Consider the following 21,414-nt stretch of genomic DNA (forward strand, 5'->3'; position numbering starts at 1 on the left):
CACCTCGTGACACCATCCGAGAAGCCCGAAGCAGGCGGCTCGCAGGCGGGTTCGTCGAGCCCGCCTTGGCAGCGCGACAGCGCCGGGGAGGCCGAAGGCGCCAGTGAGCAGACGGTCTCGGTGTCTTCGGTCGCCACCGAAGACGTGGCCCACTCGGAACCGAAGCAGGACGCGGCAACCGTGACCGATTACCACGGGGTCAGCGGCACCGCCGCGAAGAGGCTGTTCGGCGACAGCGGAGAGGGCGACCAACCCGCCCCCTCCGCCATCCCGTCGGCCTCCCGCACCCGCGCCGCTCCGACCGCGCTCCGCCGCCCCGGCCGCGGACCGCGTCGCGCCAGCCTGCAGATCAAACGCTTCGACCCCTGGTCGGTGCTGAAACTGTCCCTCGTCCTCGGCGTCGCGCTGTTCTTCGTGTGGCTCGTCGCCGTCGGCGTCCTCTACACCGTCCTCGACGGCATGGGCGTCTGGGACAAACTCAACGGGACCTACTCGTCGCTCGTCGGCGGGGAAGGGGCCGACGCGCCGGCCGACCCGTTGATCAGTGCCGGTCGCGTCTTCGGGATCGCGGCCATCCTCGGCGCCATCAACATCGTGCTGATCTCGGCCCTCGCCACGGTCAGCGCGTTCATCTACAACGTCTCCGCCGATCTGGCCGGAGGCCTCGAAGTGACCCTTTCCGAACGAGAGTGAACCCGGTTGCAGGGCGCCGAAAGGCGTCCTGTAATCTTCTCCTCGTTCGGGCCCATAGCTCAGGCGGTTAGAGCGCTTCGCTGATAACGAAGAGGTCCCAGGTTCAAGTCCTGGTGGGCCCACCCGGTTAGCCCGGTTGCATCTGCAGAAAGCGCAGATCGCGACCGGGTGTTTTTCGTTCTGGGGGTCGAACCCCCAGACCCCCGCCAGGGAGGGCTTCGCCCCCCTGGACCCCCCAACGTGTTTGGTCGCGTGGTCGTGGGTCGCGTGGTCGTGGTCGCGTGGCGGGTCTATGGGGTGGTTCCACGTGGAACGTGGGCGCCAGGCGTCCGGGGAGCGGCGTGCAGTAACATCGGTGGGTAAGCGGAGCAACTCGGCGGAAAGAGGGGGCTTCTGATGAAGAAGCTGTTAACACTCGCGGTCATCGCGGGCGGCGTGCTGTTCGTGATCAAGCGCAACAAGGCCGCCAAGGCCGAGGCCGACCTCTGGCGTGAGGCCACCGCGCCGACCGAGCGTCCGCTCGGCGCCGTTTCCACGAACGGAAGCGCCCCGGCCAAGGCCGCGGACGCGTCCCGCAACAACTGAGGTTTCCGCAGGCGGCTATCCTGATCGCCTGCGACCCGGGGCTGTAGCTCAATTGGTAGAGCACTGCCTTTGCAAGGCAGGGGTCAGGGGTTCGATTCCCCTCAGCTCCACAAGTTTCCCCGAGAAAGCCCTGTTCGCCGACAACGCGAACGGGGCTTTTTCGTATTGTCTCCCGGCGTGACCCTCGTCACGAGGACGATGTGCGCGAACATCGCTCCCAGCCAAGTCAACGCTGCTTACATGAGGGCTGGAATTCCGGACAGAGCGAGGTGAAATCATGATCGATTTCGAAACCGACCTCGACGATCTCAGGGCGTCGAGCAAGGAACTGGGGAAAGCCGCCGACATCGTCAGTACCGCCCATGCCGGTGTGAGAGGGCAGGACGTGCCTGTTCCCGACCCGCTTTCGGGCGGCGCCCTTCTTCCCGGCATTTTCGGGCCGAGCACCGCGTTCGGGGAGACCTTGGGCATGCGCGGGGTCGCGGCGGCCTACGAGGAGCACCGCGCGGCCGTCGAGAAGATGCTCGCGCAGCTGCACCGCAGCACGCAGGACGCCAGCCAAGCTCTGCAGCGCGTCGCCGAACTGTACGAATCCGTCGACGAGGACAACAAGCAGCGGATGAACCGCGCGGTTTACGGGGAACAGGGGTAGCGGCGGGGATGGACGGATACTTCAACGCACTCGACGCGGAGACCGCCTCCGAGAGTGACGGCAACGCCAAACTCCTCGAGGGGATCTCCGACGACCTCACCACGGGGGCCGAAAAGGCCCTCGCGGCGGTGGACTTCCTTTTCCAGCAACCCTGGTTGGGCATCGACGAGGACCTCAGCGGCGGGCGGAAGGAACAGGTCCGCGACTTCTTCGTCGAGTTCTCCGACGCGGAGCTCGTCGGAGCCGAGAACAGCCTGCAGACCATGATCGAGGCCTACGAAGGTCTTTGGAATGCTTTCCAGGACACGAAAGCGCCGCTTGACCGGTCTCTGGTCCTGCTTCTCAAATGGCGCGGCGAAGGGGCCGAGAGCGCCAAGAGCTACATCCAGGGCTTGGTGAACACCTACGCCAGGGTCGGCACCAAACTCACCGTGCTGGAAGCCGACATCGTGGCCGCGCGGGACGCCATCGCGACCGCCCGCGCCGACCTGAGCAATCTCGCCGCTTCCTTCCTGACCGCCGCGGAAAAGTACCTCGACGACAAGGAACGGCAAGACGAATCCGCTTTGTCGAAGGCGCTGGCGGCGACTTTCGCCGCCGCTGTCACCGCTTTGCTCGTGGCGGCGGTGCCGCCGGCCGGCGGGCTCACCGCGGCGGCGTTCTTCACCACCGCAAACGGAGTCCAGGTCGCGGGCGCCGCGGCCGGTGCCGGGCTCGCCACCGCGGCCACCGTGCAGGCCGACATCGTCGGGGACAGCCCCGAAACCATCTACAACAGCTTCCACGACGGCGTGGTCGGTATCCGGGAAGGCATGTTCCGCGCGACGGAATCGCTGATCTCGAAGATCAACGTCGAGATCAACAACCTGCCGATCATCCCCGAGCCGCCGGACGTCAGCCCTGGTGAGACCTTCGATCCCGGCAACTTCGAAACGGAGAACACGGACAAGGGAACGGAAAAGCGGGTCCGGGACAGGAACGTCGACATCTCGAACGACGGCAGGGTCCAGCAGCCGCCGATGGAGCTGTCCCCGCTCCCGGCCGACTGACGGAGGATCGTGGCTGACAAACCGGCGCCCAAGAAACCGGCCAACGACCGGGAAGCGATGCTCGAGGCGTTGGCCACCCTGTCGGTGGACGCGTCCTCACCGGACGGTGCCGTTTCCGTTTCGGTCAACACCGACGGCGTGATGACCCGGCTCAGAGTGAGTGAAGCCGCGTCGCGGCTCTCGCCCGCCGAGATCGCGGACGCCGTGATGCGGACCTATCAGGAAGCGCAGCAAGGATCCGCGAAGCGCAGCGCGGAGCTGATGGCGCCGATCGGCAACGCCGGCTACATCACTGACAGGCTTCGCTGGCGGCTCGGGTTCACTCCGTCGTTCCAGCAGAGCGCGGAACCGGTTTCACCGGTGCAGCCCCGGACGCCTGCGGGCACGGAGAACGTGGTGCTCAAGGATCGTTCGGCCGAACCGGCCGGGCCCGCGGAGCAGACCGAACCGGCGGAAACCGACGACCAGTACTACGAGCAAGGCCTGCGGTACAACCCTTCCTGGTAGCGCGGGCTTGCACTCAACCGCGCTTCAGTTTGCACCCTGGTTTCGGCGGCGCCCGTCCGGCGCCGCCGGACTGGAGGGGTTGTGGTGCGAAAAGAACACGGCGGCTCGGTGCTCCAAGCCGGGCAGGCGTTGCGTCGTGGAGAAGTGACCAGCGTCGAATTGACGGAACGCGCGTTGGCCGTCGCCGACGGACTCGGGGTGTACGTCACCCGGTTCCCGGAGGCCGCGCTGGCGTCGGCGCGGCGGGCGGACCGAGAGCTCGCGGCCGGGGTGGATCGCGGTCCGGTGCAGGGGATTCCCTTGGGGGTCAAGGATCTCATCGCCGTCGCGGAAGGGCCGACGACCGCGCAGAGTCTGGTGCTCGACTGGGGTGCGGGTGTCGACGCCGCGGTGACGAAACGGCTCAAGGAAGCGGGCGCCGTCATCGTCGGGAAGACCTCGACGATGGAGTTCGGCTGCGGGGTGCCCGACGAGACCAAGCCGTTCCCGATTCCGCGGAATCCCGGCGACACCGAGCGCTGGGCGGGCGGATCCAGTTCGGGGACGGCGAGCGGGATCGCCGCCGGGATGTTCTTCGCCGGGCTCGGTTCGGACACCGCGGGCAGTATCCGGATGCCCGCGGCGTTCTGCGGGGTCACCGGGTTGATGCCGACTTACGGCCGGGTTTCCGGGGCGGGTTGCCTGCCGCTCGCCTACAGCCTCGACCGGATCGGCCCGCTCGCCCGCACCGTGCGCGACTGCGCCGCGCTGCTGGAGGTCATCGCCGAAATTCCTTTCGTGGCAACGGACTTCACCGACGACCTCACGGGCCTGCGGATCGGTGTCGTCCGGGACCACCACTTCCCCGAGGACGCCGACCCGGCGCTGGCGGGCGTTTTCGATGAAGCGCTGTCCGTTGTGGAGGGTCTCGGGGCCACGCTCGTCGAGGTCGCGTTGCCGTTCTGGAGCGAGCTGACGACAGCGGTGCTGGTCACCGCGAGCTGTGAAGCACTGGCCCAGCACCGGTCGGAGCTGATCGCGCGGTGGGAGGACTACGGCGTCTCGACGCGGGCGATCTTCGCGGCAGGCGCGGTGATCTCCGGTGCCGATTACGTGCAGGCGCAACGGGTTCGCCAGGTCGCGCGGCGGGAACTGGCCCGACTGTTCGACGACGTCGACGTGGTCGCCTCTCCGGTCAGTTCGATCGGAGCGCCGCTGCTGACGGAGGTGGCCGACGGGTTCGGCCAGCAGAACGACGACGTGTTCGGCAAGGTCAACACGCCGTACTGGAACGGCGTCGGCAACCCGGTCCTCGCGGTGCCGATGGGCGAATCCGGTGGCGGTATGCCGCTCTCACTGCAACTGGCCGGTGACCTCTTCGCCGAGGCGGCGCTCTTGCGCGTCGGCGACGCCTTCCAGCGCCGGGTGGCGCGATGACCGTGGAACTGATCGATCTGTTGCTGGCTCAGGCGAAACTCCCGGCGACCGAGTCCGACAAGCGAGCGCTGGCACGACTGCGCTGGCTGTTCACGATGGAACCGCTGTACGCGGTGCCGATGGATCGCTGGGTCGCACCGTTCTCGAACGGAGAGCCGTCGTGACGCGCCGCCCGAGTGAAGGCACCGTCCTCGCGCTGGCCTGCGCGGGTTCGTTCGTGGTCATCCTGGACGCGACGATCGTTTCCGTCGCCCTGCCCGCGATCCGGTTCGGCCTCGGGTTTTCGTCCGGCGCGCTGACCTGGGTGGTGAACGCGTACACGCTCGCGTTCGCCGGTTTCCTGTTGCTGGGCGGCCGGTTGTGCGACGAATTCGGGGTACGGCGGATGTTCGTGCTCGGGATGAGCCTGTTCACCGTCGCGCGGCTCGCCGCCGGGCTGGCCGGTTCGCCGGAAACGCTGCTGGTCGCCAGAACGGTGCAGGGGTTCGGCGGCGCGCTGCTGATGCCGGTGACGTTGTCCTTGCTGACCACCATGTTCACCGAACCCGCTCGTCGCGCGCGGGCGCTGGGCACGTGGAGCGCGGTGGGCGCGGCCGGTGCCGCGGCGGGGCCGGTGATCGGCGGGTTGCTCACCCAGTGGGCCGGCTGGCGCTGGGTGTTCTTCGTCAGCGTCCCGATCGGCGTGGTGGCCGTGTTCGCCGCCGGAGCGGTGTTGCCGCACCGGGACCGAAGCCGTCCTCGCGGCAGGCTGGACGTCGTCGGCGCGGTGCTGTCGACGGCGGGACTCGTCGGTGTGGTCTACGCGGTGATGCGTTCTTCGGCCGACGGCTGGGTCCTTCCGCTGGTCGGTGGGCTCGTCCTGCTCGGCGTCTTCCTGGTGCACCAGCATCGCTGGGCGAACGAGCCGCTGGTCGCGCTCGGGATCTTCCGGCTGCGTTCGGTGCGCAGCGGGAACGTGGTGATCTTCCTGCTGGGGCTGGGTTTCCTGGCCAGTCCGATCCTGCTTTCGCTGTACCTGCAGGACGTCCACGGTTACTCGCCGCTGCAGGCCGGGCTTGCCTACCTGCCGGTGGGGGTGGCGATGTTCGCCGGCGCACGGACGGCGGGCGGGTTGTCGGTCCGGCTGGGACCTCGGCGCGCGACGGCGTTGTACTGCGCGATCGGCGCGGCGGGCTTCGCCGGTGTCGCCGCGCTGACCGGTGCGCACGCTTCGTACGTCGTTTCCGTGCTGCTGCCGGGGATGGTCTTCGGGTTCGGGACGGCCGCGGCCTTCACACCGATCACCGTGGCCGCCACCAGCGGGGTGCCGGAACGGCAGAACGGCCTGGCCGCCGGCCTGCTGAACACCGTCCGGCAGACCAGCGGCGCGATCGGCCTCGCCGCGTTGACCGCGCTCGCGGCGGCGGTGACCGCGGCCTGGCAGACCGGCTCACCGAGGGACGAGGCGCTGGTGCACGGCTACACCGCCGCGTTCCTCGCGTCCGCCGCCTGCCTCGCGGCCGCGGCCGTGGTCGCGGCGGTGACGATGCCGGGACTCAGCTCGCGGCCGCGTGGGCGGGCAGGGGGACCCGGTCGCGGAACCAGGGGCAGTCCTCCAGGCTCCCCTCTCGACGACAGGTGAGGAGTTCGACGAGGTAGTCGTGCGCGGTGTCGAGCCGCGCACGCTCCCGTTCGATCTCGGCGAGCTGGCCCACCACGACCTCCCGCCAGCGGTGCTGCTCGGCGAGCAGTTCGGTGATCCTGCTCAGGCCGAGCCCGCCGATCTGGCGCCAATGCTTGATGAGGGCGATGCGGTATAGCTGGTCGTCGTCGTAGAACCGCTGGCCCGAGCGGCGGAAGGCGGTGATCAGGCCACGGCGCTCCCAGTAGTGCAGGGTCGAGATCGCCAGCCCGAAATGGTCGGCGGCCTCGCGAACCGGCGTCAAGGACTTCATGTGATCATTTCACCGGTTCAGCCGAGGTTAGGCAACCCTAACTTTCGACGCGAGCCAGTCGAAGGTCCACCGGTAGAAGCTCCGCGCGGCGAGGCTGGTGTTGATCGAGTGGCCGCTGCCGCGCACGATCTTGTCGGCACCGCAGTCGCCGTTTCCGCAGACCAGGGTGTCGTGCTCGCCGAGTACGTACGCCCTTCGCGGGCGAAGGGTTCCGAGAGCGAACAACGGCACGAGAGCGGCGAACAACACCGGACCGTCGGGATAGCCGAACCCCAGGTAGAGCAGGAGCGCAAACGCTTCCGTCCCCGCTGTCGCCACTGGCCGGCGCCGGACACCGGCGAGCGCGACACAGGCGAGCGCGAACGCGTCGACCGGGCGTTCCCCGTGATCGGGCTCGAGGTTCGCCGTGCCGACGATGAGCGAGCCATCCGGCCACCACTCCGGTCCTGATCAGCCACTTCACCGGCCCAGTCTGCCGAAACCGGCCCGCGGGCACGTCCGCGTTCCGTGGAGTTCGCCTACGTCAGATGTGCAGCAGCCGCTCGTCGAGTCCCGCGAGGTAGTCGCGGCCGAACTCGCCGTTCTCCAGGTCGCGCCACAGCACCGGCGGAAGATCCCGCGCCACCTCGGGCGAACGGGACGCGGCGGCCAGTGCGATGGTCGCCGCGGTGTCGACGTCGCCGGTGAACGCGACGCAGGTGTGGAGCATCCGGGCGAGCCCGCCACCGCCGGCGAGCACGGTCAGCGCGGCACGGACGCTCATCCAGCCCTGCGGCCCGATCTTGCCCGACCACGGCAGCGCCCAGCCGCCGTGCCCGACGTCCTCGGGAAGGATCCCGTCGATCCATCGCGCGACCTCGGCAGTCGGTCCGAGCCGGTGGTGGCAGTAGTGGACGGCGAGCGCCGCCGCCTGCGCCGCCGCGATCCCGGCCGGGGTGTCGTGCGTGATCCTGGCCTGCAGTTTCGCGTGGTAGAGGACGTCGTCGACGGTCGGCAGGACCCCGATCGGCCCGGCGCGCATCGCCGCCCCGCTCTTGTCGCTCTGCGGCTGGAGCCGTCGCAGCAGCTCTTCGCCGTCCTGGACTTCGCTCAGCAGCTGGTGGAACCGCGGCGCGTAACCCTCGTGCGGATCGCGGTGGTACGCGCGGACGAACTGCTCGGCGAGCAGCAGGGGCGTCCAGCGGCGGCCAGAGACGAGCAGTTCGGCGATCGCGATCGTCATCTGCGTGTCGTCGGTGTAGCGACCGGCCGGGACGGCGAGATAGCCGGGATGGCGTACGTAGCCTGCCAGCGTGTTGTGCTCGGCGACGAAGCTCGGGTACGCGTGCTCGAACGAGCCTCCGTACGCGTCGCCGATGGCCAGTTCGACCAGCATCCGTCTCCCTCAGGCCGTGAGTCGTGCCGTTTCCGAGGGAAGTTTGCCGTAGGTGTCGCGGTAAAGACCGGAAAACCGGCCGAGATGCGTGAAGCCCCATCGCAGCGCGACGTCGGTGACGGTGCCTTCGGCGCGCCCCTGCGCGATCGCGAGCAGGTCCTGGTGCACGTTGTCGAGCCGGACGCGGCGCAGGTACTCCATCGGCGTCATCCCGGCTTCGGTGCGGAAAGCCTGCTGCAGCGCGCGGACGCTGATCCGCGCGGCCATCGCCAGCTCGCCGATCGAGACCGGTTCGGCGGCGTGCTCCTCGCAGTAGGTCATCGCGCGGCGGACCGCCGTCGACCTCGGCCGGGACCGTTCTTCGGCGAGCTCGCCGGACTGCGAATGCGGCTGGGTGTCGAGCAACCCGTGCAGCAGCAGCTTCTCGAAATGGGAGGCGGCCAGCGGCGACCGGTCGAACAGCCCGGACGCGGCGGTCTCGCCGAAGGTGTGGAGCAAGGTGAGCCATTGGCTCATGCCCGAGGTCTCGACGATCGCCGGATCGAAGTGCAGGGCCGACGTCGGCGCTTCGCCCAGCCGTTCGCGCATCGTGTCCGCCACCAGCTGTTTGCCCAGGCGGAGCAGCAGGATGTCGGGATGGTCGTACCTGGTCTGGAACGGCGTGTCCGGACCAGTCACGACGTGTCGGGACGGGATGACCTCGCCGTCGATCTTGACCTGGCTCCGGCCGCCGAGGGTCACGACCACGGTGTACGCGTCCGGGGTCTCTTCACCCTGCAGGATGACGTCGGAGTCCAGCGTCAGCTCGTAGACCGAGAGGCCGCAGGGGTCGATCCCGGGGACACGCAGGCCGCTGAGCTGGGAAATGTCGAAGGAACCGGTGGGCGCGGGGGTGTGCAGCTTGACCGTGTCCGGCGCGAGGAACGCCTGGAAAGTGTGCTCGAGCTCGTCGAAGTCGTCGCCGGTGACCACCGTCGACGCGATCGGGGACCCGTCCGAGAACCGCTTGCGCACCTGTCGATCGTGCCAGGCTGCGAGATGGCGTGTGATGCCCATACCGTGGGAGTCATGGCGACCGACAAGCTGCGCGCGTGGTGGGCACATCGGCAAGGTCTCGACGGATCGCTGCACGGGGCGCCGGCGCCCGACGTGCTGGAGCGGACCGGCTGGATGCGTTCGGTCGGTGGTTCGGCGCCCTACCTCGGGTTGTTCGCCAGGGCCCGCCTCGATCGCGAGACGGTCGACGCGGACGTCGCCCGGCTCGCCATCCACGAACTGCCCTCGGCCCGCGGCTGCACCTACGTCCTGCCGTCGGCGGATTTCGAACTCGGCCTGACCGTCGGCGCCGGGGCACCGGCGGGTGAACTCGCGGCCGCCGAGAAGTACCTCGGTGTCACGCAGGCCGAGATCGAGCAGTTGTGCGTCACCGTCGCCGACCTGCTCGACGCGTCGGCCGAACCGCTCGACCCGGCCGCGATCAAGGACGCCGCCGGGCCCGCGGTGCGCAACCTCGGTGAGGCGGGCCGCAAACGCGGCACCACCACGACGTTGCCGCTCGCGCTCGGCCTGCTCCAGGTCCGCGGCGAAATCCGCCGGGTCCCGGTCAACGGACGGCTGGACCAGCAGCGCTACGGCTATGTCCGCTGGACGCCGTCCCCGCGCGGCGGACTGTCCGATATGGACACCGCGCAGACCGAGCTGGCCAGGCGGTACTTCTCGTGGGCGGCCCCCGCGTCGCTCAAGCACTTCCGCTGGTTCTCCGGTTTCACCGCGGCGAACGCCAAGAAGGCCGTGGCACAGCTGGACCTCGTGCCGCTCGACGGTACCGATCTGCTGATGCCCAAGGACCTCACGGACGAGTTCGCCGCGTTCACCGTTCCGGCGGAATCGTCGTACGCGCTGCTCGCCGGGGTCGACGGCATCCACCTCTTGCACCGGGAGATGTCACGGCTGCTCGACGACGCCGACGCCGGGCGGCCGGTGCCCGGTGGCCGCGCGGGGGAGACGCTGGGCGGGCAGGCGGATCCGCCGAGCCATCTGATCGTCGATCGAGGGCGCTTCGCCGGCTTGTGGGAGTTCGACACCGAGACGAACAAAATCGTCTACAAGGTGTTCGGGGACGAGGACGCCGCGCTGCGCGAGACGGTCGCGGAGACCCAGGAATTCGTCCGCGACCGGCTGGGCGACGCCCGGAGCTTCAGCTTGGATTCGCCGAAGAGCCGGGCGTCGCGAGTGGCCGATCTCAGGGCTTGACCGTCAGGCCCCGGCCTCGTTGATCAGGATGTCGACGGCCTTGTCGTTGCGAGCGGTCTGCTCCGGGATCACCGAAGCGGGCGGGTAGAAGCCGTCGATCCCGCCGTCCTTCGGGTACATCTCGAAGGTGTAGCTGAGGATCTTGTGCTTGCCCCACGCCCAGTCGTTGACGTCGCCGTCGGTGACGTACAGATCGCTGGACTGCTCGGGCGTGTAGCCGTTGGTGGCGGCCATCTTCTTGCCGACGTCGGCGAAGCGCTTCGCTTCTTCCTCGTTGAGGCCGGTGTCGGTCTCGGCCTTCGTGTAGCCGTACGGCCAGAGCACGAGTTCCGAGAAGGTGTGGAAGTCGATGTGCGTCTTGATCTGCTGCGCGCCACCGACCACCCGGGAGTTCATGAACTCCGCGACGGCCTTGGTCTCGGACTCCGAGAACGCCGACGGGCCGTGGTAGTCCTCGGCGGACGGGCTGTTGCTCGACCCGCCGCAACAGTTCCACTTGTAGTCCCAGTTGCGGTTCGGGTCGGTGCCGACGGCGCTGCTGCCCGGCACCGGCTTCCGCGTCTTGCGCCAGCCTTGGTACTCGCCACCGGTGATGTCGTACTCGGAGCCGTCCGGGTTGACGTTCGGGATCACGTAGATCTCGTGCTCGTCGACCATCTTCTTGATGGCGGGGTCGGTCGCGTACCCGCTGGTGAAGCGCTGCACGATCCGCAGGCACATCTCCGTGGTGAGGTGCTCGCGCGCGTGCTGGTTGCAGGTGAACAGGACTTCGGGTTCGTTCTCGTCCGTGCCCGCGTTGTCGCTGATCTTCAGCAGGTTCAGCTCACGGCCTTCGTAGGACTTGCCGACACTGGACAGCGTCGCGATGTCGCCGTGGTCCTTCGCGGCTTTCTGCAGCTCAGCGGTCGTTTCGGCGTAGGTGTGGTACGCCTCGTCGCCCGGCGGGAAGTCGCCGGCGACCGCCGCGGTGCCCGCCCGGCCGCTCCGTTGTTTCAGCATGCTGTCGAAGTCGCCGAGCGGCTTCAGGCTGAACCCTTCCGCGCGCAGGCTCGCGGCCTGCCCGGGGGTGGCGACCACGGTCAGCGCGTCGCCGCGCGAGCCCGCGACGTCGACGCCGGTGCGGTTGACGGCGGTGCGTTTGTCGGGGGTGGAGGCACCCTCCACCGAATACAGCCCTCTCGCCGGGTCGCCGGTCTGGGCGCTCGCGACGGGCGTCGTGACGGCCAGCAGGGCGAGCCCTGTGGCGGCCAAGGCGCCCCCGATGCGACGGCGTGTGGACATTTCGCCTCCGAACGATCTGGGGACTTGGGTGCCGTTCACCGTCGCCGAAGTGAATCATCCACGACAACCCGACGATCGTCGTTCCCAATTGCCGTTTACGGCCAGAGGCGTTCTTTGACCCAGAGTTCGTTCTCGCGCCGATAGCGGAGACGCTGGTGCCGCCGGTCATGGCTGGCCTGCCAGAACTCCACTTCGGACGGCGTCACCAGATAGCGCGTCCAGGTTTCCGGTGCCACGCCCGGATTCTCCTCGACCCAGCGGCGCGCTTCCTCGGCCGCGTCGTCGAGGTCGGCCGGATCTTCGAGCACCTGGGACTGCCTGCCGATGAACGCCTCCATCCGGGACGCCGGCGGCCGGGCGGTGAAATCGGCCGAGGAGACCTCGGGATCGGCGGGCGAGACAGGGCCGCGCAGGCGGACCTGACGGCCTCGTCCCGGCCAGAAGCAGGTCAGCGCGGCGTGCGGATTCTTCGCCAGCTGAACGCCTTTCGGGCTTTCGGAACTCGTCGCGACCGCCCAGGTGTCTCCGTCGACGGCCTTGAGGATCACGACCCGCGCGTCCGGCACCCCGTCGGCGTCCACTGTGGACAGTGTGACGGCGTGCGGCGCCAATACGTGCTCCCCGGCTTCGTACAGCCATTCCAGGAACAGCTCGCGGGGAGTGTCCGGAGTGTTCCCGGGATCGAACTCCGGCAGTTCTTCGGGAAACGAAGGCCAGCCACGCAACTTGTCGGTCACCGGTCAGTACCCCGGCGGGCGCTGGCCGTGCTGCGGATAGCCGGGCGCGGGCGGCGGATAGTGCGGCGGATGCTGGCCGGGCGGCGGACCCTGCGCGGGCGGCGGCCCGACCGGATACTGCGGCTGCCAGCCGGGAGGCGGCTGCTGACCGGGCGGCGGCATCGGCGGTCCTGGCGGCATCGGCGGCTGCTGGCCCTGCGACTGCGCCCACTGCACCTGCTGATAGACCTCGGCGGGCTGTGGGAAACAGAACGTCAGCTTCGCGTTGACCGAACCCTGCACCGCCGCGCCCCACAGCTTCCCGCCGACGAACGCGTACATCTGCGCGGCGGAAACGTCCACGGCCACCATGCGCGTCTCGCCGCCGAACTGGTTGCCGGACTTCGCCGACGCGGCCTGCGCGGCGTCCGGATACACCCGGTCACCGATCAGGCCCGCGATGACCACCGAAGCCGCCGTCCAGCCGACGGTCCCCATCACGTTCGCGCGCGCGTGCTGCGTCGCCAGGCCGGTGAAGTCGTACAACGCGGGAGCGGTCACCTCCGGGATCGCCGCGGCGACCACGCAGTAGTTCATCGTCGACATCATCACGGATTCGGTGAACAGGCCCACGACGGCCGCGCTGGGGCCGATCTGGACCGTGTTCAACCGGCCGCCGCTGCGCTGGATGCGTTCCGCCACCGCACCCAGGTATTGCTCTTTGCTGAGCACTGATGCCTCCTGAAGACCGCTACGCACCGCCATCGTCGCATGAACAGGGCGGATGGTTGCGGCGACGCGGTGAACCGCTCTGCTTCACTGGACGCCGCTCTGCTTCACTGGACACCATCATGCGACGTCTTCTGATCTTGCCGCTCGTCGTGCCGCTCTTGGCGGCCTGCGGGCCGACGGAGCAGCCGCAGCCTGCGGCGAGCTCGCACGCGCCGTCGAGTACTCCGGCGCCGCAGATCCCACCCTCGCCGGAACCGACCGGCAAAGGCCCCTGCCCGTACCTCAGCGCCGACCGCGTTTCGGACGCCAACGGGCAGAAGGTCTCCAAGGTCAAGACCTCGGCCGACCAGCCGCATCCGACCTGTTTCTTCTACGCGCTCAGCGGGAAACTGCAGCTCACCGTGCGCGTGTACGTCGGAGAACCCGCCGTCGCCAAGGCACTGGTCGACCAGGCCGCCCCCATCGACACGTCCAACCCGGCCGACGAACCGGCGGGCTGGAAAGGCGGCTACCAGCCGTCCGGCGACGGCGCCGTTTACGCCGTCGCGAAGGGCGGGAACGCGGTAGTCGTGACCACCAACCAGAAGCAGAGCGTCAAGGCACGTACGGTGGCGAAGGAGGCTATCGGTGAGCTGCAGCTCTAGGTAGTGGTATCCACACGTCAGAGTGAAGTTGATCTTGTACTACCCTGTGCCGCACGCGCGAGGGTTCGCGGGACCCAGCGCAACGCCAGATCCGGCGGAGGCCGCCTTGCGGTGTGGCTCGGCGGCACAAAAGATCATTTCTCCCCATAAGACAAAAGGACAGGTTTCGTGGCTGACACCCTCAAGGAAATCTTGCTCGACTCCACCCGTCGCCCGGCGGTCGTGAGCGACTTCGAAGGTCTCGTCGACGCCGAGGTTTCGGACAAGGGCGGCGTTTCGGGTGCCGTCGTGAAGACCGGCTTCGCGGCCGTCAAGAAGATCAAGCCGGGCATCATCCCCTCCGCCGTCGACGCGCTGCTCGACGACTTCACCGGCGCCCTCGAGCCGTTCTACGGCGACTACAAGGCCAAGGGTGGCAACGACTTCGGTGCCTACCTGGTCGGCCGCGGCGACGAGGCCGCCGACGCGCTCCTGTCGGTCACCGACGCGCGCGCCGACAAGAGCAGCCGCGACAGCATCAAGAAGGTCTACGGCAAGCTGCGCCCGAACGGCAAGAAGAACGTCGAGGAGGCCCTTCCCCGCCTCGGCCAGCTGATCGACAAGCACGCTGCTGCTGTCTAATCGCGCAGCGCGATCTAATCGCGCGCTGACGTAAACGCGCCGAAGGGGCGTCGATCCGCTTCCCACTCACGTGGGGCGGAGAGGCGCCCCTTCATCGCGTTTACGTGGGCCTTCGGCCCAAGAGAGGGCGCGCGACCGGTGAAGTCTCGCCGTCGCGCTGGCGCGCTTTCGGCGAGACGAGTCCGCCGGTGCTGTCGTTGGGCGCGTTGATCTTCGGTCGGTCTGGCGCGTGTCGGTGGGGACGTTTCGTATGTCCTGAACGACCCTTTCATGACATGTGAGTAGGTGGCCGCCGGTCCTGAGGGGCTGGAAGGGGCCTTCGGCACCAAGATGATCTTCGGGGCTTGGACGTGAAAGGGCCGTCCAGTGGCCTTGTGGGTCACTGGACGGCCCTGGCGACAAGCAGAAAGACGAAGGTTGGGCGTCAGTTCTTCTTGTCGGCGGAGCTGGTCGAGGCCTGGTGCCCGTTCTTCGGGGTACCGGGCTTCGGGGCCGCGGGCTTCGCCGGAGCCGGAGCCGGACCGGAAGCGGCAGGCTTCGCGGCAGGGGGCTTCGGCGCGGCCGCCGCCGGAGTGGCGGGCTTCGCGGGGGGAGCGGGCGGAGCCTTCGGCGGCGCGGGCGCGACCGGCGGCTCCTGCTTGGAACGCAACGCGTAGGCGGCACCGGCGCCGACCACCGCGATGCCGACGACCCACGGCCAGCGACGACGCTTGCGCGTCCCCTTGGCAGCGGACTTCGCCTCGACGACCGCGGCCTTGAAGTCCTTCTTCGCGGCCTTGAAGTCCTTCTTGCCCCGGCGCTTGGACTCGCCGGCGGACTTCGCGGCCAGGATCGCGGCCTTGCGCGCCTTGCGGCCCGGCTTCCGCATCTCGGAAAGCCTGGCCAGCGCCTCCTTACGAGCCGCCTTCGAGCTCTTCTTGAGCTCCTTGCGGGTCAGTTCCGTCTTCTTCGCGAGCTTCTTGCGTGCCCGACGGCTGGTCTTAGCGATCTCACCGGCGCTCTCGGAGAGCTTCTGCTCGGCTACCTCGACGGCGTGGGCGGTGGCTTCCTTACCCGCCTCAACCGCACGTTTGCGCAGGCCGAGCGCGCCGGCCTTCGCCGACTCGCTCACCGAATCTGCGGCCCGGGTCATGGCCTTCACCTCATCAATCGTTTTGATTCTGCTTCGTTGCTTGTAACCTATCGTGCCCCTTTTCCCCAGATCTTGCCGCAGATGGCACGATGAAGCTCGTGACTGAAAGCAAGGGATCCCTCATTGGTGGCGCGTTGAAGGCCACTCTGCACACCAACCAGGGTGACATCACCCTGAACCTGTTCCCCGACCACGCGCCCAAAACGGTCGCGAACTTCGTCGGGCTCGCCGAGGGCAGCAAGGAGTACACGCAGCCCAACGCTCAGGGCGAGAACTCGGGCCCGTTCTACAACGGATCGATCTTCCACCGCGTCATCGACGGTTTCATGCTCCAGGGCGGCGACCCGACCGGCACCGGCCGCGGTGGCCCCGGCTACAAGTTCGGCGACGAGTTCCACCCGGAGCTCCAGTTCTCCAAGCCGTACCTGCTGGCGATGGCGAACGCCGGACCCGGCACCAACGGCTCGCAGTTCTTCATCACCGTCGCGCCGACGACGCACCTGAACTTCAAGCACACGATCTTCGGCGAGGTGGCGGACCAGGCTTCCCGCGACGTCGTCGACGCCATCGGGCGCACGGCGACCGGTCCGGCCGACCGTCCGCTGCAGGACGTCGTCATCGAGAAGGTCAGCATCAGCCGCGAGGGCTGACAACGCTGATCACACGGCCTGGTACGGGGGATTTCGGTAGGTTGGTGGCATCGTGAGCCAACCACCGAATCCCCAGTACCAGCAGGCCGCCATGCCCGGCTGCTGGTGGCACCCGAACCGGCCGACCGGGCTGAGCTGTTCACGCTGCGAGCGTCCGGCCTGCCCGGATTGCCTGCGCGAAGCGGCCGTGGGCTTCCACTGCACCGACTGCGTGCAGGCAGGCCGACAGCAGGACCGCGTCCAGCAGAAGCAGTACCGCGACGCCGGCTACGGCGCGCGCACCCTCGCCGGCGCCCAGCAGCCTCGGACGGCTGTCGTGACGCCGGTCCTCTTGGCGCTCAACGTCATCATCTTCTTCATCACCGTCGCCCAGGCGGGCAGCATCTCCGAGAACTTCTACTCGGAGGTCTTCCAGTACGGCCAGTTGTCGAATTCGGCGGCGCTGGTGGACGGCGAGTGGTGGCGGATCTTCACCTCGGGGTTCCTGCAGTTCGGCCTCCTGCACATCGCGAGCAACGCCTTCTCGCTGTGGTTCGTGGGCCGCCCGCTGGAGACCGCGCTCGGCCGCATCCCGTTCGTCGCGCTCTACTTCGTCTCGATGCTCGGCGGTTCGGTCGCGAACCTGGTGTTCACGGACCTCAACGCACCCCCGGTGATCGGCGCCTCGGGCGCCATCTTCGGGCTCATCGGCGCGTACGCGGTCATCGTCATCAGGCTGCGGCTCAATCCGACGTGGCTGCTCGTCATGCTCGGGCTCAACGTCTTCATCACGTTCCAGGTCCCGGGGATCTCCGTCCTCGCGCACGCGGGCGGTTTCATCGCCGGTCTGGTGACGACCTTCGCGCTGCTCTACGCGCCGGAGAAGAACCGCCTCATGTGGCAGATCGGCGGGATCGCGATCGTGGTCGTCGCGCTGATCGGGCTGCTGGTCTGGCGGGACGTACAGACGGCTTCCAGCGTCTGCGGGGGCGTCCCCGAGGCCGGCAGACTCGTCTACAGGTGCTACCCGGCGTAGTCCCGCTTCCCCCAAGTGGGTTATGCGATTACCCGGTGGAGAAGCAACATAACTGGGTACTTTCACGTTGATCGGCAACATCATCACCGTGGGGGTTGAGATGAAGATTCGCAAGGCAGTCCTGATCACCGCCGTCGCCGCGCTGGCTTCGGCGCTGGTGCCCTCGGTCGCGCAAGCAGGCGAGGCCGCGGAAACCTGCCAGACCTACACCAAACGCTATTTCCTCGGCTCGGGCAGTGCGATCACGCTGCGTGTCGCCTACGTCGATGCGGCGTTGAAAATCTGCTTCGGCGATCCCGGTGTCACCTCGTCGGTGGCGACGCAGACCGTCGGCACGACGGGGCCGGGCGCGGCGAGCGGCTGGGAGGTCACCGCCGGCCAGGCGGTGGTGGAAGACCAGCGGCCGCGGCACGTCAAGGCGAAGTTCAGCGGGTCCTTGCGGACCTGCGTCGTGAAGATCAACCCGATCTGCTCGCCGGCGTCGCCGTACGAGATCTTCGGCGAGTACGCGCCGCCCGCGGTCGGACCGGCCGTTCCGGGCTGGTCACACGGCCCGAACGGCGACGTCCACTACTACGACAACGCCTGACCCTTGAGGGCGGTGAGGACGTCCAGGACGTCCCTGGGGTCCTCGCCGAGGTCGATCCGGCCGAACACCAGCAGGTGTTCGCCGGATTCGACCTCGAGGGTCAGACTGTCCCGGCCGAGACGGCGCGTCGTGCGCAGCCGGAGCCGGGCTTCGGTCCAGGAGTAGCGGTGCGCGCCGCCGACGGTCCTGGCCAGGATTCCGTCGGGACCCGCGGCCAGCCGGGGCCGGAGCAGGGTCCCGTGCAGCGCCAGCGCGCCCACGGAGAGCATCGCGACCCCTGTCAGCACGGTGCCGCCGACGTCGCCGCCGATGGCCAGCCACGCCACGCCTGCCAGCAACAACAGGGTGATCACCCAGGCCACTACCACAACGTTCTGCTGCGGCGCCCACGAGGTGGGGTAGTTATCCACAGGGGTTATCCACACTGGGGATGAGTCACACCGGTGTAATTCGGCGTCAAGCCGCCAACCGGGGTAATGCTCACCGCCACCGCATCGTCATGAGCAACCCGGCGATCATCAGCACAAAGCCGATCGCGAAGTTCGTGTTGCCCAGATCCGCCATGAAGGGGATCTTGTCGCCCGCGATGTAGTTGACGACCAGCCACATCAGGCCGACCAGCATGAGGCCGAACATCACGATCTTGTAGAACAGGTTCGACGGGCCAGCGGCCTTGACCTTCACCGGCGTGCGGCGGTCGGTCGGCGGGGTGTACGCCGTCTTCTTGCGGACCTTGGACTTAGGCATCGTGTTCCTCGCGTACTGTTCGGCTTCCCTGGTGGCGATGACCCGCTTTCGGGTGCGCAACCAGCGCCACGTGCACACGTTAACGTAAACGAGCGCCGCTGGGCACCGTCCGGGACCGGTCGATTTCCCGCACTGTGACAATGGTGTCACACACGGTTCGACACTGTGCTGGTTCGACACTGCGGCTTGGTTCGAGACTGAGGAGCTTTGCGTGGCTGAGCGGGAAGAGCCGGGCGGGGACCGTCGGCGGTACTCCGAACGACCACCCGGTGAAGGCCGTCCGGTGCCGCACCGGAGGCCGCAAGAGGGCAGGTCACCGGACGGGCCACCGCCGCGACGCCGGATGGACGGGCCTCCGCCGCGCCGTCGTCCCGTGCCGCCGCCGGGGTCGACCGAGGAGACCGTGATCTTCGAGCCGGTCGGTGGCGGCGTCGCGACCGAGGAACGCCCGCCCCGGGAACTGGGCAAGGGCGGAGTCGCCGTCCGGACCGTCGGGGAGCTCCTCATCACCGCCGGGCTGGTGGTGCTGCTGTTCATGGTCTACGAGGTCTACGTGACCGACCTCTTCTCCGCGGGCAAGCAGTCGGAGGCGAGTTCGGAGCTGGACGGCGACTGGTCGAAGGACCGGCAGCTGCATCCGGATCTGGTCGACGGGAAGGCGTTCGCCAGGATCCACATCCCGGTGTTCGGCGCCGACTTCAACTTCACCATCCAGGAAGGCACCACCGAGGCCGCGCTCGAGGTCGGGCCGGGCCACTACAAGGGCACCGCGCTGCCGGGCGAGCCGGGCAACTTCGCCATCGCCGGTCACCGGGTCGGCAAGGGCGCGCCGTTCAACGATCTGGACAACCTCACCTCGTGCGACCAGATCATCATCGAGACGCAGACCGACTTCTACATCTACAAGGTGCTGCCCTACAAGGACGAGGTCGAGGGCTGGGCCGCGGGCAAGGGCGCCGACCCGAAGTGCAAGAACGTCGGGACGCTGCGTGACCCGAACGCCGTCGACGGCGGCGCCTACGGCGAGACCAACGGCCGCCGCATCGTGTTCCCGACCAAGGGCGACACGGTGAACCCGGTGCCGTACAAGGATCCGGAGATCCTGCCGAAGGCCGATCAGGTCTCGCTGCTCACGCTGACGACGTGTCACCCGAAGTTCTCGGCGCGCGAGCGCCTCATCATCCACTCGGTGCTGGCCCAGCAGGTGCCGAAGAACCAGGTGGGCACCTACGCCGAACTGCTGCCCAAGATCTCGGAGGCGCGCTGATGTACGGCTGGATCTGGCGCAAGCTGCCGGGCCCCTTCGCGGCGAAGCTGACCATGGCGGTCGTGCTGGCGCTCGGGATCGTGGCGTTGCTGATGTTCGTCGTCTTCCCGTGGCTGGAGCCACGACTGTGGTTCAACGAAGTGAGCGTCCAGTAGGCGTGCGGTTCGGCGTCTTCCTCGTTTCCGGCCGGTTCCCCGGGCAGGAGGACGCCGACGTCCTGCGCAGGTCGGTCGACGCCGCCGTCGCCGCCGAGCGCGCCGGGTTCGACGACGTCTGGTTCGCCGAGCACCACTTCATGCCGTACGGCGTCTGCCCGTCCGCGATCACCCTCGCCGCGCACGTGCTCGGCCGCACCGAGCGGATCGCGGTCGGCACCGCGGTGAGCGTGCTGTCGATCGCGCATCCGGTGGCGCTCGCGGAGCAGTGGTCGCTGCTCGACGCCGTTTCCGGCGGACGGCTGCGGATCGGCGTCGGTCGTGGCGGCCCGTGGCAGGACCTCGAGGTGTTCGGCACCGGAGCGTCCCGCTACGAAACGGGGTTCGAGGAGAGCCTCGATCTGCTGCTCGCCGCGATGACCTCGGAGACCGTCTCAGCCGATGGCGACCACTTCGCGTTCCGTGAAGTGCCGATGGTGCCGCGGCCACAGCGCGCTCCGCGCGTGGTCGTGGCCTGCGGTGACGCCGGATCGAGCTCGGTCCGGCTCGCCGCCGACCGCGGCCTGCCGATGCTGCTCGGTCTGCACACCGACGACGAAGGCAAGATCGAAACCCTTGCCGCGTACGGGGATCCCGCCGTCGGACATGTCTCGACGGTGATGTGCCAGGTGGGGGACGACGCGCTGGACGTGGTGCGGTCCGCGTTGCCGGGTTCGCTGAAGGAAGGGTTCGCCGGCCACGTGTACCTCGACGGCCGGCGGGGGCTGGAAAAGGATCCGGTTTCCTACACCGACCGGCTGTGCGAGATGCATCCGATCGGCGGCGTGGAGTACTGCGTCGACAGGCTGGGAACGAGCATCCGGCGTACCGGGGTCTCCCACGTGATCATGATGGTGGAAGCGTCCGGTACGCCGGAGGGAACACTCGAGAACATCGCGCGGATCGGGGAAGAGGTACTACCCGCGTTGCGGAACGGTTAGCAGTCGCGGAGTTCCGGGCTCTGGTTCAGCAGCTGGCCGCGCACCGAAACGAACGCGCGGTACCGGTCACTGTCCACTTGGGACCTTTTGAACACGGCGACCCGGTGGCAGTTCTGGAACGCCAGCTTCACGCCGAAGTGCCGTTCCAGTCCGCCGCGGATGGAATCCGAGGCCAGCGCCCGCAGCAGCTGACCGCGTTCGGCCTCGCTCGGCGGCGGCGTCTCGTTGTCGGCGAACCCGTCGGCCGCACCCTCGGCCTCCGCGATGACACCGGTGATCACGGTCCAGGCGTACGGCAGGGATTCCCGGACGCAGGCGACGAATTCGGCGTCGGAGACCTCCCCGCGCTCGGCCTTCTCAAGCAGCGCGGGCGATACATCCAGAGACATCGAACCTCCGAGAGAGACGCAGGTGAACGTGG

The 21,414-nt window shown here is 68.3% G+C and carries 28 protein-coding genes and 2 tRNA genes; 19 read left to right on the forward strand and 11 right to left on the reverse strand.

Features of this window, described 5'->3' with window-relative positions; genetic code table 11:
- Positions 1–6 precede the first annotated feature (6 nt).
- From ACZ5IK_RS15590 to ACZ5IK_RS15635, 10 genes are all read left to right on the forward strand, one after another.
- Positions 7–693: a DUF3566 domain-containing protein gene (locus ACZ5IK_RS15590; RefSeq protein WP_101611587.1), complete on the forward strand. Its 687-nt coding sequence runs from the start codon at positions 7–9 to the stop codon at positions 691–693.
- Between the two features lie 48 nt (positions 694–741).
- Positions 742–815: transfer RNA gene (locus ACZ5IK_RS15595), tRNA-Ile, on the forward strand.
- Positions 816–1,089: 274 nt separating this feature from the next.
- A complete protein-coding gene (locus ACZ5IK_RS15600; protein ID WP_465488271.1) occupies positions 1,090–1,278 on the forward strand; it encodes a DLW-39 family protein in 189 nt (62 codons plus the stop codon).
- Between the two features lie 37 nt (positions 1,279–1,315).
- A tRNA-Ala gene (locus ACZ5IK_RS15605) sits at positions 1,316–1,388 on the forward strand.
- A gap of 167 nt (positions 1,389–1,555) precedes the next feature.
- A complete protein-coding gene (locus tag ACZ5IK_RS15610; RefSeq protein ID WP_465488272.1) occupies positions 1,556–1,930 on the forward strand; it encodes a hypothetical protein in 375 nt (124 codons plus the stop codon).
- Between the two features lie 8 nt (positions 1,931–1,938).
- Positions 1,939–2,979: a hypothetical protein gene (locus tag ACZ5IK_RS15615; protein ID WP_465488273.1), complete on the forward strand. Its 1,041-nt coding sequence runs from the start codon at positions 1,939–1,941 to the stop codon at positions 2,977–2,979.
- A gap of 9 nt (positions 2,980–2,988) precedes the next feature.
- Positions 2,989–3,486 (forward strand): YbaB/EbfC family nucleoid-associated protein, encoded by a 498-nt coding sequence (locus tag ACZ5IK_RS15620; RefSeq protein WP_465488274.1) that lies wholly within the window; start codon positions 2,989–2,991, stop codon positions 3,484–3,486.
- 84 nt (positions 3,487–3,570) lie between these two features.
- The gene (locus ACZ5IK_RS15625; protein ID WP_465488275.1) at positions 3,571–4,902 is read left to right on the forward strand and encodes an amidase; all 1,332 of its coding nucleotides are present in this window, start codon (positions 3,571–3,573) and stop codon (positions 4,900–4,902) included.
- The gene (locus ACZ5IK_RS15630) at positions 4,899–5,066 is read left to right on the forward strand and encodes a hypothetical protein (RefSeq protein ID WP_465488276.1); all 168 of its coding nucleotides are present in this window, start codon (positions 4,899–4,901) and stop codon (positions 5,064–5,066) included. The genes ACZ5IK_RS15625 and ACZ5IK_RS15630 overlap by 4 nt, the downstream gene beginning before the upstream one ends.
- Entirely contained in the window at positions 5,063–6,523 is a 1,461-nt protein-coding gene (locus ACZ5IK_RS15635) for an MFS transporter (RefSeq protein ID WP_465488277.1), read from the forward strand. The genes ACZ5IK_RS15630 and ACZ5IK_RS15635 overlap by 4 nt, the downstream gene beginning before the upstream one ends.
- Here ACZ5IK_RS15635 and ACZ5IK_RS15640 read toward each other — a convergent pair.
- The 4 genes from ACZ5IK_RS15640 to ACZ5IK_RS15655 form a co-directional block, all read right to left on the reverse strand.
- Positions 6,438–6,836, reverse strand: coding sequence for a helix-turn-helix domain-containing protein (locus tag ACZ5IK_RS15640; RefSeq protein WP_465488278.1), 399 nt, complete (start codon positions 6,834–6,836; stop codon positions 6,438–6,440). The genes ACZ5IK_RS15635 and ACZ5IK_RS15640 overlap by 86 nt on opposite strands.
- Before the next feature lie 27 nt (positions 6,837–6,863).
- Positions 6,864–7,154 (reverse strand): hypothetical protein, encoded by a 291-nt coding sequence (locus ACZ5IK_RS15645; protein WP_465488279.1) that lies wholly within the window; start codon positions 7,152–7,154, stop codon positions 6,864–6,866.
- Between the two features lie 205 nt (positions 7,155–7,359).
- Positions 7,360–8,211, reverse strand: a complete 852-nt coding sequence (locus tag ACZ5IK_RS15650) for an ADP-ribosylglycohydrolase family protein (RefSeq protein ID WP_465488280.1) — start codon at positions 8,209–8,211, stop codon at positions 7,360–7,362.
- A 9-nt stretch (positions 8,212–8,220) separates the two neighbouring features.
- Positions 8,221–9,225, reverse strand: coding sequence for a helix-turn-helix transcriptional regulator (locus ACZ5IK_RS15655; RefSeq protein ID WP_465488281.1), 1,005 nt, complete (start codon positions 9,223–9,225; stop codon positions 8,221–8,223).
- A gap of 54 nt (positions 9,226–9,279) precedes the next feature.
- On the opposite strand from ACZ5IK_RS15655, the gene ACZ5IK_RS15660 reads away from it, so the two are divergent.
- Entirely contained in the window at positions 9,280–10,464 is a 1,185-nt protein-coding gene (locus ACZ5IK_RS15660; protein ID WP_465488282.1) for a DNA glycosylase AlkZ-like family protein, read from the forward strand.
- Between the two features lie 3 nt (positions 10,465–10,467).
- Here ACZ5IK_RS15660 and ACZ5IK_RS15665 read toward each other — a convergent pair whose 3' ends face one another.
- From ACZ5IK_RS15665 to ACZ5IK_RS15675, 3 genes are all read right to left on the reverse strand, one after another.
- Positions 10,468–11,745 carry a M14 family metallopeptidase gene (locus ACZ5IK_RS15665; protein ID WP_465488283.1) on the reverse strand — a complete coding sequence of 426 codons (1,278 nt, stop codon included), beginning with the start codon at positions 11,743–11,745 and terminating at the stop codon, positions 10,468–10,470.
- Between the two features lie 95 nt (positions 11,746–11,840).
- The gene (locus ACZ5IK_RS15670) at positions 11,841–12,482 is read right to left on the reverse strand and encodes a pyridoxine/pyridoxamine 5'-phosphate oxidase (RefSeq protein WP_465488284.1); all 642 of its coding nucleotides are present in this window, start codon (positions 12,480–12,482) and stop codon (positions 11,841–11,843) included.
- Positions 12,483–12,485: 3 nt separating this feature from the next.
- Positions 12,486–13,193, reverse strand: coding sequence for a hypothetical protein (locus ACZ5IK_RS15675; RefSeq protein ID WP_465488285.1), 708 nt, complete (start codon positions 13,191–13,193; stop codon positions 12,486–12,488).
- A 119-nt stretch (positions 13,194–13,312) separates the two neighbouring features.
- On the opposite strand from ACZ5IK_RS15675, the gene ACZ5IK_RS15680 reads away from it, so the two are divergent.
- Positions 13,313–13,837 carry a DUF2020 domain-containing protein gene (locus ACZ5IK_RS15680; RefSeq protein WP_465488286.1) on the forward strand — a complete coding sequence of 175 codons (525 nt, stop codon included), beginning with the start codon at positions 13,313–13,315 and terminating at the stop codon, positions 13,835–13,837.
- 168 nt (positions 13,838–14,005) lie between these two features.
- Positions 14,006–14,458 (forward strand): DUF6918 family protein, encoded by a 453-nt coding sequence (locus ACZ5IK_RS15685; RefSeq protein WP_101611601.1) that lies wholly within the window; start codon positions 14,006–14,008, stop codon positions 14,456–14,458.
- Positions 14,459–14,882: 424 nt separating this feature from the next.
- On the opposite strand, the gene ACZ5IK_RS15690 is transcribed toward ACZ5IK_RS15685, so the two are convergent.
- Complete coding sequence (locus tag ACZ5IK_RS15690; RefSeq protein WP_465488287.1) at positions 14,883–15,590, reverse strand: hypothetical protein; 708 nt, start codon at positions 15,588–15,590, stop codon at positions 14,883–14,885.
- A gap of 89 nt (positions 15,591–15,679) precedes the next feature.
- Here ACZ5IK_RS15690 and ACZ5IK_RS15695 point away from each other — a divergent pair, with 89 nt between their 5' ends.
- The 3 genes from ACZ5IK_RS15695 (at position 15,680) to ACZ5IK_RS15705 (ending at position 17,844) form a co-directional block, all read left to right on the forward strand.
- The gene (locus ACZ5IK_RS15695) at positions 15,680–16,240 is read left to right on the forward strand and encodes a peptidylprolyl isomerase (RefSeq protein WP_465488288.1); all 561 of its coding nucleotides are present in this window, start codon (positions 15,680–15,682) and stop codon (positions 16,238–16,240) included.
- Positions 16,241–16,292: 52 nt separating this feature from the next.
- Positions 16,293–17,255 carry a rhomboid family intramembrane serine protease gene (locus tag ACZ5IK_RS15700; protein ID WP_465488289.1) on the forward strand — a complete coding sequence of 321 codons (963 nt, stop codon included), beginning with the start codon at positions 16,293–16,295 and terminating at the stop codon, positions 17,253–17,255.
- Between the two features lie 100 nt (positions 17,256–17,355).
- The gene (locus ACZ5IK_RS15705; RefSeq protein ID WP_101613636.1) at positions 17,356–17,844 is read left to right on the forward strand and encodes a hypothetical protein; all 489 of its coding nucleotides are present in this window, start codon (positions 17,356–17,358) and stop codon (positions 17,842–17,844) included.
- Here the strand turns inward: ACZ5IK_RS15705 and ACZ5IK_RS15710 are convergent.
- Both ACZ5IK_RS15710 and crgA read right to left on the reverse strand, forming a co-directional pair.
- Complete coding sequence (locus tag ACZ5IK_RS15710; protein WP_465488333.1) at positions 17,829–18,206, reverse strand: PH domain-containing protein; 378 nt, start codon at positions 18,204–18,206, stop codon at positions 17,829–17,831. The genes ACZ5IK_RS15705 and ACZ5IK_RS15710 overlap by 16 nt on opposite strands.
- A 118-nt stretch (positions 18,207–18,324) precedes the next feature.
- Positions 18,325–18,591 carry a cell division protein CrgA gene (gene crgA / locus ACZ5IK_RS15715; protein ID WP_101613637.1) on the reverse strand — a complete coding sequence of 89 codons (267 nt, stop codon included), beginning with the start codon at positions 18,589–18,591 and terminating at the stop codon, positions 18,325–18,327.
- A gap of 343 nt (positions 18,592–18,934) precedes the next feature.
- Here crgA and ACZ5IK_RS15720 point away from each other — a divergent pair, with 343 nt between their 5' ends.
- From ACZ5IK_RS15720 to ACZ5IK_RS15730, 3 genes are read left to right on the forward strand one after another with little or no spacing between them, the layout of a single operon-like run.
- Complete coding sequence (locus tag ACZ5IK_RS15720; protein ID WP_465488334.1) at positions 18,935–19,858, forward strand: class E sortase; 924 nt, start codon at positions 18,935–18,937, stop codon at positions 19,856–19,858.
- On the forward strand, positions 19,858–20,013 hold the full coding sequence (locus ACZ5IK_RS15725) for a hypothetical protein (RefSeq protein WP_101611606.1): 156 nt from the start codon (positions 19,858–19,860) through the stop codon (positions 20,011–20,013). The genes ACZ5IK_RS15720 and ACZ5IK_RS15725 overlap by 1 nt, the downstream gene beginning before the upstream one ends.
- 2 nt (positions 20,014–20,015) lie before the next feature.
- Positions 20,016–20,993, forward strand: coding sequence for an LLM class flavin-dependent oxidoreductase (locus ACZ5IK_RS15730; RefSeq protein WP_465488290.1), 978 nt, complete (start codon positions 20,016–20,018; stop codon positions 20,991–20,993).
- Here ACZ5IK_RS15730 and ACZ5IK_RS15735 read toward each other — a convergent pair.
- Positions 20,990–21,382, reverse strand: a complete 393-nt coding sequence (locus ACZ5IK_RS15735; protein ID WP_465488291.1) for an SCO5389 family protein — start codon at positions 21,380–21,382, stop codon at positions 20,990–20,992. The genes ACZ5IK_RS15730 and ACZ5IK_RS15735 overlap by 4 nt on opposite strands.
- Positions 21,383–21,414: the final 32 nt, after the last annotated feature.

Source organism: Amycolatopsis sp. NPDC031561 (assembly GCF_055580625.1).